The organism is Rhizobium sp. P38BS-XIX (assembly GCF_012641435.1).
Lineage (GTDB): Bacteria > Pseudomonadota > Alphaproteobacteria > Rhizobiales > Rhizobiaceae > Rhizobium.
On the sequence record NZ_JABAIJ010000007.1, the window covers coordinates 271,816 to 284,406 of the forward strand.

The following is a 12,591-nucleotide window of genomic DNA, read 5'->3' on the forward strand; positions in this document are numbered from 1 at the left end:
TTAGAGCATGATCACGAAAGCTGTGCAGCGGTTTTTGGTCGCGGCTGCTCTCACACTTGCATAAACAGGGAAAAATAGCGTGACAAAAGCCATAGCGTTGCTGCTCCTGCTCGCCATGGCAGTGCATCTCATCAAGCCATTGGGCTTGCCGGGACTGAGGCGCCGGGCCGATTTCTGGAAGATCGCGATCTTCGCTTTTGCGATCTGGACGGTGGCGCTGATCATCAACGAGGCGTTTTAGGGCGTTTTCAGGCCCGAGTTCAGGTCTCGCGACCTGCTTAAAGCAGGATCTCGCCGTGCATGACCCGGACGCTGCTGCCGGACAGTAACACTTCATTTACCACGCCGGATGATTTCCGGACATCGATGCCAATGACGCTGCGCCTGCCCATCTCCACACCCTGTTCGATAGTGATTTTGACCTCCGCATCCGACGCTGGCAGCAGGGATGTCAGATAGGCGCCAAGAGCGGCCGACGCGCTGCCGGTCGCCGGATCTTCCGTTACGTTGTCGAGCGGCGCGAACATGCGGGCGCGGAAATGCCAGGGGTTGTCGGCGGAGCGCACATAAAGAAAGAGCGAAAAGCCGGTCTTGTCTTCTTTGTGGCGAAGGGCTGCTTCAGCAAAGACGGCTGCATTCGGCCATGCCTTGCCGAGTGTTTCGAGACCATCCAGTTCCGCAAACGCGAATGGCAGGCCGACGGAGGCAAAGCCCGGAGCGTGAGTTGTCTTGCGGATCGAATGCGGATCGATCTGAACGCAGCGGACAATCAGATCATCGGCGATTGTGCCTCCGACGGTGAGCTTGCCGGGCGCGCGGATGCTTGCGGACGAGATGTCATCGCCCTTGCGTGTCAGTACAACCTCCACCAGCCCGGCATCTTCCTCGAAGATCAGCCTTTCGCCGACCGGCTTGCCGAAATTGTCTCGTTGCTGTCCAAGCACGAATGCCGTGCCGACATTGGGATGGCCGGCGAATGGGATTTCGGCCGTCGGCGTGAAGATGCGAACCCGGGCCGTATGATCGGGGTTTTCCGGCGGCAGCACGAAGGTGGTTTCCGAATATCCGAACTCGGCGGCGATCCTCTGCATGGCGTCGCTGCTGAGGCCGCGAGCGTCGGGGATGACCGCAAGCGGATTGCCGACGTAGCGTTCCGAGGTGAAGACATCGACGGTAACATAAGCGACGGTATTCATGATGACCCCAATCTTCGATGGAATTGCAAGGGGATTTAGCCGTCGCGTCGTCACGATCGGAAGTGGGAACTTGTGCGGGTGACAAGTTCATCGTGGTTGCATGCCGGTGCTCACGCAAAAGCCGCGAAAGCTGAGCTCTCGCGGCTTTGATCATTCACGCCAAAGGGTTGGCTTACTTGTTGGCCTGCAGAACGGCGACGCCCGGAAGGACCTTGCCTTCCATCCATTCGAGGAATGCACCGCCTGCCGTCGAAACGTAGGTGAAGTCGTCGGCGACGCCGGCATGGTTGAGTGCGGACACCGTGTCACCGCCACCGGCGACCGACGTCAGCTTGCCGGCCTTGGTGCATTCGGCGGCGTACTTGGCAACGGCGACGGTCGCCGCGTCGAAGGGCGTAATTTCGAAAGCGCCGAGCGGGCCGTTCCAGACGAGCGTCGTTGCACGGCCGATCCAGCTGTTGACAGCTTCGACGGACTTCGGCCCGACGTCGAGCACCATGGCATCGGCAGGGATGGCTTCAATGGCGACGACCTCGTTGGCGGCGCCAGCCTTGAATTCGCGGGCGATGACGCCGTCTTCCGGCAGGACGATCGCGCAGCCGGAGGCTGCAGCCTCGATCATGATCTGCTTGGCGGTTTCGGCGAGATCATGCTCGCAAAGCGACTTTCCGACGTTCGTGCCACGCGCGGCAAGGAAGGTGTTGGCCATGCCGCCGCCGATGACAAGCGCATCGACCTTCTTGACGAGGTTCGTCAGCAGATCGATCTTGGTGGAAACCTTGGCGCCGCCGACGATGGCGACGACCGGACGGACCGGGTTGCCAAGGCCCTTTTCCAGGGCTTCGAGTTCAGCCTGCATCGTGCGGCCGGCATAGGCAGGCAGAAGATGCGCGAGGCCCTCGGTGGAGGAGTGGGCGCGATGAGCGGCCGAGAAAGCGTCGTTGACGTAGATATCGCCATTGGCGGCCAGCGCCTTGGTGAAGGTGGCGTCGTTCTTTTCCTCTTCCTTGTGGAAGCGGGTGTTTTCAAGCAGCAGGATATCGCCGTTGTTCATCTTGGCAACGGCGTCTGCTGCCGGGGCGCCGATGCTGTCTGAGGCGAAGAGAACGGCATGATCCAGCACTTCTTCCACGGCCGGAATGATCAGGCCGAGCGAGAGGTCCGGCGAGGGGCCATCTTTCGGGCGGCCGAAGTGAGCAAGCAGGATGACCTTGGCACCTTTTTCGGACAATTCGAGAATCGTCGGAGCGACACGTTCGATACGGGTCGCGTCGGTGACTTTACCGTCCTTGACCGGCACGTTGAGGTCAACACGCACGAGGATGCGCTTGCCGGTGATGTCGTTGAGATCGTCAAGGGTTTTGAAGGTTGCCATGGGAGGATCCAATATTGTTGGTGGCGAAAATCGCGCAGACCATACTACGGATGATCAGAGACGCAAGGCGTTCAAGCGTCGTTTTTACCCGGACTTGAATCGTTTGAAACCACCTCTTCCGAGCGGTCTCGGCGCTTCTGCATGTGGCTGCGGATGCTCTTGAAGATATCGTGAAGATTGATGAAGATCGGCATGAGAACCGGCGGCTCCACCGCTTCGAGCGACATGCCGACGGACTCGATGTGATCGTTCTCATCGAGATCGCGGACAATCAGGATGATCTCACCGAGACGAACGCGATCGGCATAGTCGGCCTTGCCGCCCAGGCGATGGCGCATCAGTTCGGCGATGGTCAGGCCTTTTTCCTGTTCGCTGAGCAGGCCGGGGCCGTAAGCCGCATCGAGATCCGCAGCAGGGCGCAAGGGCGAGATCGAGAAAGCGCCGAAGAACTCGGCATCATCCGGATCGACAGGCGCGCGGCTGGCGAAAAGGCGGTCGAGCAGCCTGGAGTAGTGCGGCGAAATGAAGAGATAGACGACATCGTTTTCACGCAGGCGCCCGGCATATTGATAGCGCATCGATTTGCCGTCGCGCACGACCAGCGAAGGCATGGCCCAGCGCGGGATGCGTTCGCCGCGCAGCACCGGGCTGTCCTTCACGACGCGATAGGAGAGGAGCTCGTGATTGACCGTGCCTGGCAGGTCGACCTCCACCTTGTCGATCGCGCCCATGCGCGGGGGAACGATGAGGCCAAGTCGCCGCGCCATTGGTTTGATGGTCCAACCCTGAACGAGCAGGGACACCAGCACGACAATGAAGGCGACATTGAAATAGATCTGGCCCGACTGCAGGCCGCCAAGGATCGGCATGATGGCGAGCAGAATGGAGACTGCACCGCGAAGGCCGACCCAGGCGACGAAGCCCGTCTCGCGCTGGGTGTAGTCGAAGGGGAGCAGGCAGAGCCAGACGGCGATCGGGCGGGCGACGAAAATCAGGAACAGCGCGAGCGCGACCGCCGGAATGGCGATCGCCGGGAATTGCGATGGCGTGGCGAGCAGGCCGAGAACGAGGAACATGATGATCTGGGCGAGCCAGGTCATGCCGTCCTGGAAGCGCTTGATGGAGGCAGAGGCCGGCATCTTGCGATTGCCGGCATAGATGCCCGCAACATAGACCGCGAGGAAGCCACTTCCGCCGACGGCGCCGGTAAACGAGAAGACGAGTAGCGCCAGTGCCAGCACGAAGATGGGCGTCAGGCCGCGATCGGTCTCCAGGCGGCTGACGATGAGAACGATCATCATGCCGCCGAGCAGGCCGAGGATGACGCCAAGCCCCATCTGCTGGACGAAGGTCGCGAGCATGGCAAGGTTGATGCCGGCATAGCCTTCGCCACTTGCCAGCAGCTCGACGAGGGCGAGCGTTAGGAAAATCGCCATGGGGTCGTTGGTGCCGGATTCGACCTCCAGGGTCGAGCGCACCTTGTCACGAATATTGATGCCGCCGATGCGGAGCAGGAAGAAGACGGCTGCCGCATCCGTCGAGGCGACGATCGAACCCAGAAGCAACCCTTGCAGCCATGTGAAGCCGAGCAACCAGGTGGCGGCAAGGCCAAATAGCCCCGCCGTGACGACGACGCCGATGGAGGCGATGGTCAAGGCCGGCGCCGCCGCAAGCTTGAATGCCTGAATGGGGGTGCCATAACCCGAGTCGAAGAGGATGACGGCAAGCGCCAGCGAGCCGAGGATGTAGGCAAGGTAATTGTTGGAGAATTCGATGCCCAGTCCATCCGTGCCGGCGGCAAGGCCGATCATCAGGAAAAGCAATAGGAGAGGAGCGCCAAAACGGAAGGCAATCAGGCTGGAGAAAGCCGCGATGAGAATGAGAACCGTGCTGACGAGCACGATGACGTAAAATGCCTCCACCTTGTCTTCCCTTTTCCGTGCGCCGCTTCTGGGGCCAAAAGCCCGGAATATCGGAAATCCCCGTGCTTCCCATCATGCCGCTGCGCCAAGGAGATTGGCAAATGCAGATATCGCTCGGAGGTGGTTCCAAGATCGAATCCTGCTCCGACGATTGTCCCGTCATGGTGTGATGCGCCTTGCCAGAACGGCGAGGCGGTCTGGAAATGCCCTTGGAAACTTCCTGATTAAAAATTTATAGGTAAATCTGGACCATAGCAGGGCAGCGCCGAAAGAAATCGAAATGTTTTTAAGAGGATGCGCGAGCGCGCCAGCCCGGCCGTTCAGACGGCAGCGCGCCTGAAATAGATCGGGTAGTCGATCACCAAACCATCATCATCGACAGGAAGATCCACGGTGAAATCCCGGTCCTCGGCGGCGTAGCGATACAGTTTCCCAGGCACGATGCAGGTATAGAGCTGGCCGTCGCGCACCGGTTTGAACGTATCGAACGGGATATAAAGCATGGAGAGCCGCGCTGTCCCGCTTTCGGGTGTCATCTCAAGCCGGCGGATCGGCAGGCTGTTGGTGAAGGGCGAGCCGTAGAGATCGATATCGATGCAGCCATCGAACTGCGGCAGGGGCTTGTCGTCTTCGCTGCGCCAATGCCCGTTTCCGTCCGAGGTCAGCGCCAGGCGGCGGCCATCGGTGGTTTCGACAGAGAAGGCGATAACCGCCCAATCGGCGGTGCAGTCGATCCGGTAGGTGACCCCATAGGGAATGCCGCCGCGGCCACCAATGATAATGCCGGCGGCGCGGATGGCCGCGGCGCCGGCATTGTGGATGGGAGCGATCGTCAGGTGCTCCAGCCCGTCTCCTTCCATGGGACGCCAGCGGACTGTCGTCGGAAGGAGCGGGCGGAAGGCCATGATCAGATCAGCTTTGCGAAGGCGACTGCCGTGTCCGACATGCGGCTCGAGAAGCCCCATTCGTTGTCGTACCAGGACAGAACGCGCACGAAGTTGCCTTCCATGACCTTGGTCTGGTCGGTCGCGAAGATCGACGAGTGGCTGTCATGGTTGAAGTCGCGGGAAACCAGCGGCTCGTCGGTGTAGCCGAGGATGCCCTTCAGCTTGCCGTTCGATGCAGCCTTGATGGCTTCGTTGATTTCGCCGACCGTGGTTGCCTTCTTGGACACGAACTTGAAGTCGACGACCGAAACGTTCGGGGTCGGGACGCGGATCGACGTGCCGTCGAGTTTGCCCTTGAGGTGCGGCATGACGAGGCCGACGGCCTTGGCGGCGCCTGTGGACGTCGGGATCATGGACAGGGCTGCAGCGCGGGCGCGGTACAGGTCCTTGTGCATGGTGTCGAGCGTCGGCTGGTCACCGGTGTAGGAGTGGATGGTCGTCATGAAGCCATGGTCGATACCGACGGCGTCATCGAGAACCTTCACGACCGGCACCAGGCAGTTCGTGGTGCAGGACGCGTTGGAGATGACCAGGTGCTCCTTGGTGAGCTGGTCGTGATTGACGCCGAAAACGACGGTGAGGTCCGCACCGTCGGCGGGAGCCGAAACGATGACGCGCTTGGCGCCGGCCGTCAGGTGAGCGGCGGCCTTGTCGCGGGCGGTGAAGATGCCCGTGCATTCCATGGCGATATCAACGCCGAGATCGCGGTGCGGCAGCGTTGCCGGATCCTTGATCGCCGTGACCTTGATCGGCTTGCCGCCGCCAACGATGATCGTGTCACCCTCGACCTTCACATCGGCCGGGAACTTGCCGTGGATGGAATCGTAGCGCAGCAGGTGGGCGTTGGTTTCGACCGGGCCGAGATCGTTGATGGCAACGACTTCGATGTCGGTGCGGCCGGATTCGACGATCGCGCGCAGAACGTTACGACCGATGCGGCCGAAGCCGTTGATGGCAACTTTTACAGTCATTGAATGTCACTCCCTTTCATTCAGGGTGTTCTATCTATTGGATTTGAGAGCGCTTGTCAGCGCCCTCAGGAAAGCTTTGCCTCAGCAGCGGCAACGACGGCTTCCGTCGTGATGCCGAAATGCTTGTAGACGTCCTTGTACGGAGCCGAAGCGCCGAAGCTCTTCATGCCGATGAAGGCGCCTTCCGGACCGATGAACGCATCCCAGCCTTCGCGAACGCCGGCTTCGACAGCGACCTTGACGGGCGAGTTGCCGATGATTTCCTTGCGGTAGGCGTCCGGCTGCTCGAAGAAGAGTTCGGTGCAGGGAACGGAGACGACGCGCGTGGAGATGCCCTTGCCTTCAAGAGCCGTGCGGGCTGCGACAGCGAGTTCGACTTCCGAACCGGCAGCGAAGATCGTCACCTTGGCGTCGGCATTGCCAGCCAGCGTGTAGGCGCCGAGTTCGCAAAGGTTCTTTTCGCTGTATTCCGTACGGGCGGCCAGCAGGTTCTGACGGGTCAGAGCAAGGCCGGACGGACGATTGGTCGTCTTGATGGCGATCTGCCAGCACTCAGCCGTTTCGGTGGCGTCTGCCGGGCGGAAGAGCTGGAAGTTCGGGATGGCGCGCAGGCTGGCAACCTGTTCGACCGGCTGGTGGGTCGGGCCGTCTTCGCCGACGCCGATGGAATCGTGCGTCAGGACGTGGATGGCGCGGATGCCCATCAGAGCGGCGAGGCGCAGCGGCGGACGGCAATAATCCGAGAAGATAAGGAAGCCGCCCGAGTAGGGGATGAGACCGCCGTGCAGCGCGATACCGTTCATGGCAGCAGCCATGCCGTGTTCGCGGATGCCCCAGTGCATGTAACGGCCGGAGAAATCGGTCGGGGTGATCGACTTCATCTGGCTGGTCTTGGTGTTGTTCGACGGAGTCAGGTCGGCGGAGCCGCCGAGCGTTTCCGGCAGGAAGCCGTTGATGACTTCGAGCGCATCTTCCGATGCCTTGCGGGTAGCGACGGTCGGCTTGGTTTCAGCAAGCTTCTTCTTGTAGTCGCTGATGGCGGCGTCGAAGCCGGCCGGCAGCTTGTGATCGAAGCGGCGGGTAAACTCAGCCTTCTTTGCAGCGTCCGCACCGGCGAGGCGGCCTTCCCAGGCTTCGCGCGTGGCGATGGAGCGTTCGCCGGCGGCGCGCCATTCACCGAGGATGTCGTTCGGGATGACGAAGGGCTCGTAGGGCCAGTTCAGCGCAACGCGGGTTGCGGCGATTTCCTCGGCGCCGAGCGGCGAACCGTGGACCTTGTGCGTGCCCTGCTTGTTCGGAGCGCCAAAGCCGATGATCGTCTTGCAGGCGATGAGCGTCGGGCGGTCGGACTTGTGAGCGGCTTCGATGGCGGCGCTGATGGCTGCCTGGTCGTGACCGTCGACTTCGATGGTGTTCCAGTGAACGGCCTTGAAGCGCGCGACCTGGTCGGTGGAGTCCGAAAGCGAGACGGCGCCATCGATGGTGATGGAGTTGTTGTCCCAGAAGAGGATCAGCTTGTTGAGCTTGAGGTGGCCGGCCAGCGCGATGGCTTCATGGCTGATGCCTTCCATGAGGCAGCCGTCGCCGCACATGGCGTAGGTGTAGTGATCCTGCAGTTCGGCGCCGAATTCCTCGCGCAGCTTGCGCTCGGCGATAGCCATGCCGACGGCATTGGCAATGCCCTGACCCAGCGGGCCGGTGGTGGTTTCGATGCCGGTGGCATGGCCGTATTCCGGATGGCCGGCGGTCTTGGAGCCGAGCTGGCGGAAGCGCGTGAGCTCATCGACCGTCATGTCCGGATAGCCGGTCAGGTAGAGAACCGAGTAAAGCAGCATCGAGCCGTGGCCGGCGGACAGGACGAAACGGTCGCGGTCAGGCCAGAGCGGGTTCTTCGGGTCGAAGCGCAGATATTTGCTAAAGAGAACGGTGGCGACATCAGCCATCCCCATCGGCAGACCGGGGTGACCGGAATTGGCCTTCTCGACAGCATCCATGGCAAGGAAACGGATCGCATTTGCCATCCGGTCGTGTTGTTCGCGAGAGATCATGGGTTTTTCCGCAGTGTTCCGGGTTCGGGGGGATGGCCACGCTTGGGAGGGAGAGCCATCGGTTGAAAGGCAGTCTAGATGGAGACGGTTCTCCGAACTCCATTTTCAACGTCGCCTCAGGCGGCTGAGACATAGCAGTTGGGGCGAGCAAGTCAACAAATCGACAGGCCAATCGGGGCCTGCTGCGGCAATTTTTTAACATTTGCCCGTTCACTTTTACAAAAGACGACAATCATGCGACAACACTGTAAAGGCGGGGAAAGGCAAGCTTCATCCACAGAATAGGCTACCTGCCGCAGGCCTGCCTTTATTGACGTGCAGTTGCCAAGTTGAATATTGTTGCGAAATCAGACAAGTGGCCGGATGTTTTGATTCGGGCCTTGCGCGGAGTATCGAGGGCCATGACACCTTCAGGCAAAACGGTGGACGCGTCGCTTGCTCAGTTGCGCCAGGCGCTTTCGACTTTGGAGAGCGCGGTTGACGGACGGTTCGAGCGCGAACGTGCGCATAGCGACATAGAAGGCGAAGTCCGGCGGGTTCATGCCGATCGCTCGCGCTTGGCTCAGGAACTTGATCAGGCCGAATTCCGTGCGAACCGGCTCGAGGAAGTCAATCGCGAGGTGTCGCGTCGGCTCGTCACGGCGATGGAAACCATAAGAGCCGTGCTGGACCGCTGATCCCTCGGGAGGCAGCCGTCGCGGCCGGCAATGATCGGAAAGTCGAATGGCACAAGTAACGGTAACGATCGACGGCAAAGCCTACCGGATGGCCTGCGAAGAAGGGCAGGAAGATCATCTGACGGATCTCGCCAATCGTTTCGACCAGTATGTGCTGCATCTCAAGAGCCAGTTCGGCGAGATCGGTGATCTCCGGTTGACCGTCATGTCCGGCATCATGATCATGGACGAGGTGTCGGAACTGACGCGCCGGGTCGCCTCGCTCGAAGCGGAACTGGAGGCTCTGACGAGCACTCGCGACACAACGGTTGCGGCCAATGCGCGTGCCGAGGAGACGCTGGCCAGCGTCATCGACGAGGTGACGATGCGCATTCACGGGATCACCGAGAAGCTGATCGCCCGGCCAACCCCGGAGCAGGCATAAGTTTATTTCTGCGGATGCCGGCTGACGCCCTCTGGTGCGGCGGCAAAATCCGACTTATATAGTTCAAGCGGTCTGCGCTTCCCGACAGGAACCACAATCCCTGGGGCCATACTCGATCCAAAGGGAGCTGTCCCTGGCTAGGTCCTTGGACCTGGACACACGGTGCCCACCTACGTTTGTAGGCACCCAGGATCGTAAACATCCATCGGTCGCCGTGGATCGCTCTCACATCTCTCCCGATTGTTGCTTTTTGCCTTCTGCGAGGAAGGCGCCGCGCGGTTCTTTGCCGCGCTGACGCCATTCCTCCTCCCTCAACCTTTCGTGCGCAGGTAGGCGCCCCGTTCCAGCTCGGAGCGATTGATCGCGCTGCGCAGGCGCAGCAGGTCCTTGCGGGCAATCAGGCCGACGAGCCGCCCGCTTTGCACCTCGACCACGGGAACACGCCCAGTATCGCCCTGGATCATGATGTCAGCCACGCGACCGACGGTATCTTCCGGATGGGCGACCGGAATGGCCGTGTCCGAAATGACATCATAGAGCGTCTGATCCATCAGGTCGGAATTGCTCTGCCAACGCAGTGCATCGGCGCGGGATATCATGCCGACCAGGCGTCCGTTGCCTTCGACGACGGGATAGAAGCGATGTGCGTCCATCCGTTCAGTCATAAGCGCCAAGGCTTCCGAGAGGCGCATGTCGCCCGGCAGGGTGTCGACCTTGGCGATCATGATATCGGCGGCGCGGGTGAGCTCGAAGGGATCGATGCCGTATTCGCGGGTGATATGCTGGCCGCGTCGGGCGATCTTTTCGGTCAGGATCGAGCGGCGCAGCAGCAGCACAGTGACGGCGTAGGCCGCGACAGTGGCGGCGAGCAATGGCACGATCGCGCCCATGTCTCCCGTCAGCTCGACCGCGAAGAAGGTGCCGGTCAGCGGCGCGCGCATCGTGCCGCCCATCATCGCGGCCATGCCCAGGAGAGCCCAGAAGCCGGGATCGCCGGGTAGGACGAGCCCGACCAGCCAGCCGAGAGCGCCGCCGAGAATCAGCAGCGGTGCAAGCACACCACCCGAAGTGCCCGAGGACAGGGCGACCAGCCAGATGCCCGCCTTGACCAACAGGATTGCCAAGACAGCACCGAAGGCAACACGGCTATGCAACAGGTCGGCGATGATATCGTAACCGACGCCGAGCGCGCGAGGTTCGATCAGGCCGCCAAGGCCGACGACGAGGCCGCCGAGGGCCGGCCACCACATCCAGTGGATCGGCAGTTTTTCGAACGCGTCCTCGATGCGATAGAGCAGCGTCGTCAGCAGGCCCGATTGCAGGCCGGAGATGATACCAAGCCCGACGGCGAGCAGGATGCCCCACCACGAGAGCGTGCTTTCGAAATGCACGGGAAATAGTGCGCCGCTGCCGATCAGAAGCGGGCGCCATACGACGGAGACGCAGGCTGCGACCGCGACGGGGATAAAGCTGCGCGGCTTCCATTCGAACAGCAGCAATTCGACGGCGAGCATCACTGCCGCAATCGGCGTCCCGAACACGGCCGTCATGCCGGCTGCGGCGCCGGCGACCAGCAGGGTTTTGCGTTCGGCTGCACTCATGTGGAAGAGCTGGGCAAAGAGCGAGCCGATAGCGCCGCCGGTCATGATGATCGGGCCTTCCGCACCGAAAGGGCCGCCCGAGCCGATCGAGATGGCCGAGGACAGGGGCTTCAGCACGGCGACTTTCGGCGACATGCGGCTGCCGCCGATGAGGATCGCCTCGATGGCTTCGGGAATGCCGTGGCCGCGGATTTTTTCGGAGCCGTAGCGGGCCATGAAGCCGATGACGAGACCACCGAGAATGGGGGCCGCCACCATCCATGGCGAGCGCGCTACGACTGCGAAGGAGAGCGGCTCGGTGCTGATCTTGAACAACCAGATGGCGTTGCTGACCAGAGCGATGAGATTGATCAGCACCCATGCGGCAAAGGCGCCGCCCGTGCCGACCACAAGGGCCATGGCCATCAGCAGTAGGACGCGTTTGTCGGTGGTGAAATCGCCGTTGTCCTTTCGAGACGCTCCGCCGGAGAAATCATGGCTGTGACTTTGTGGGTTGGGGGTGTCCTGCATTGGCGACCTTCTGTGGTAAGCGTGTGCGCCTTGTCATTTGACTGTTTTCGGCGTCGAGATGGCAAATATATCGTAATGCGATATAAATCAACCGACATCGATGACAGCGATAAAGAGGACGATTTTGATGGTGCGGAGTTTGGACGAAACCCTGTCGCAGGCGGATTACGAGGCACTGGCAAACTTGCGCTACACGCTCCGTAAATTCATGGATTTCAGCACGTCCGCCGCGCAGGAGGCCGGCCTGCCGCCGCAGCAGCATCAGGCCTTGCTGGCGATCAAAGGCAATCGTCAGGATACGCCGATGACGATCGGCATGCTGGCGGAGCGGCTGCGGATTGCCCCGCACACCGCGACGGAACTGGTCGGGCGCTTGGCCGATGCCGACTATGTGACACGCCACCCCGATCCCGTCGACAAGCGCCGTCAAACGCTGCAGCTGACAGACCGCTCGGAAGACGTGCTGCTGCGGTTGAGCGCCATTCACCTGCGCGAAATTCGCGACATGGCGCCGCAGCTCATCGAGATTTTGACGCAGCTTCAAGCCGAGGCGGAAACGGCGGGTTGATCATCCGCCACGCCGCTCCAGCGCGTCGGCATGATGATGGTTGACCCCATAGTATCGTTGCCTATCTTGCGTTGTATAAGCATTTTCGGTTGAATGATGCGCGGCCGGTTTTGTCTGGGCGGTACGCGTCACGAAGTCGTATTCGGAGTGTGGTTGCGGTGGCGTCACTATCATCCGCCCGGCTGTCAGGAAATGTTCATCTTAAAGGCGTTAAGGGGCAGGTGACCGGGCTTTAAATTCCTGATAGGGAGCTGCGCTTAAGGTGGGATGCGTGATCACTTTTGCGTGTGGGTTAGTTTAAAAGCCGGGTGAGCGACAAATTCCTTTTAATAAAGGCGGATTTGTTGCGGGC

General features: G+C 61.1%; 11 protein-coding genes and 1 other RNA gene. 5 read left to right on the forward strand and 7 right to left on the reverse strand.

The window, feature by feature from the left end:
• Positions 1–79 precede the first annotated feature (79 nt).
• Positions 80–241, forward strand: a complete 162-nt coding sequence (locus HGP17_RS22920; RefSeq protein ID WP_168812756.1) for a hypothetical protein — start codon at positions 80–82, stop codon at positions 239–241.
• Between the two features lie 37 nt (positions 242–278).
• Here HGP17_RS22920 and HGP17_RS22925 read toward each other — a convergent pair whose 3' ends face one another.
• The 6 genes from HGP17_RS22925 to tkt all read right to left on the reverse strand — a co-directional run bounded on the left by HGP17_RS22925 (position 279) and on the right by tkt (position 8,459).
• Positions 279–1,196: a PhzF family phenazine biosynthesis protein gene (locus HGP17_RS22925; protein WP_168812757.1), complete on the reverse strand. Its 918-nt coding sequence runs from the start codon at positions 1,194–1,196 to the stop codon at positions 279–281.
• Positions 1,197–1,368: 172 nt separating this feature from the next.
• The gene (locus HGP17_RS22930; protein ID WP_168812758.1) at positions 1,369–2,571 is read right to left on the reverse strand and encodes a phosphoglycerate kinase; all 1,203 of its coding nucleotides are present in this window, start codon (positions 2,569–2,571) and stop codon (positions 1,369–1,371) included.
• 71 nt (positions 2,572–2,642) lie between these two features.
• Positions 2,643–4,493, reverse strand: a complete 1,851-nt coding sequence (locus HGP17_RS22935; protein ID WP_168812759.1) for a potassium/proton antiporter — start codon at positions 4,491–4,493, stop codon at positions 2,643–2,645.
• Between the two features lie 320 nt (positions 4,494–4,813).
• Positions 4,814–5,398, reverse strand: coding sequence for a putative glycolipid-binding domain-containing protein (locus tag HGP17_RS22940; RefSeq protein ID WP_168812760.1), 585 nt, complete (start codon positions 5,396–5,398; stop codon positions 4,814–4,816).
• Between the two features lie 2 nt (positions 5,399–5,400).
• Positions 5,401–6,411 carry a type I glyceraldehyde-3-phosphate dehydrogenase gene (gap, locus tag HGP17_RS22945; RefSeq protein WP_168812761.1) on the reverse strand — a complete coding sequence of 337 codons (1,011 nt, stop codon included), beginning with the start codon at positions 6,409–6,411 and terminating at the stop codon, positions 5,401–5,403.
• A gap of 65 nt (positions 6,412–6,476) precedes the next feature.
• On the reverse strand, positions 6,477–8,459 hold the full coding sequence (tkt, locus tag HGP17_RS22950; RefSeq protein ID WP_168812762.1) for a transketolase: 1,983 nt from the start codon (positions 8,457–8,459) through the stop codon (positions 6,477–6,479).
• Between the two features lie 401 nt (positions 8,460–8,860).
• Between tkt and HGP17_RS22955 the strand changes: the two genes are divergently transcribed.
• From HGP17_RS22955 to ssrS, 3 genes are all read left to right on the forward strand, one after another.
• The gene (locus tag HGP17_RS22955) at positions 8,861–9,136 is read left to right on the forward strand and encodes a DUF4164 domain-containing protein (RefSeq protein WP_168812763.1); all 276 of its coding nucleotides are present in this window, start codon (positions 8,861–8,863) and stop codon (positions 9,134–9,136) included.
• A gap of 46 nt (positions 9,137–9,182) precedes the next feature.
• Complete coding sequence (locus HGP17_RS22960) at positions 9,183–9,560, forward strand: cell division protein ZapA (protein WP_168812764.1); 378 nt, start codon at positions 9,183–9,185, stop codon at positions 9,558–9,560.
• A gap of 66 nt (positions 9,561–9,626) precedes the next feature.
• Positions 9,627–9,785, forward strand: a non-coding RNA gene (ssrS, locus tag HGP17_RS22965) — 6S RNA.
• Between the two features lie 86 nt (positions 9,786–9,871).
• Here the strand turns inward: ssrS and HGP17_RS22970 are convergent.
• Positions 9,872–11,671 carry a chloride channel protein gene (locus HGP17_RS22970; RefSeq protein WP_168812765.1) on the reverse strand — a complete coding sequence of 600 codons (1,800 nt, stop codon included), beginning with the start codon at positions 11,669–11,671 and terminating at the stop codon, positions 9,872–9,874.
• Positions 11,672–11,798: 127 nt separating this feature from the next.
• Here HGP17_RS22970 and HGP17_RS22975 point away from each other — a divergent pair, with 127 nt between their 5' ends.
• Positions 11,799–12,239 carry a helix-turn-helix domain-containing protein gene (locus HGP17_RS22975; protein WP_168812766.1) on the forward strand — a complete coding sequence of 147 codons (441 nt, stop codon included), beginning with the start codon at positions 11,799–11,801 and terminating at the stop codon, positions 12,237–12,239.
• Positions 12,240–12,591: the final 352 nt, after the last annotated feature.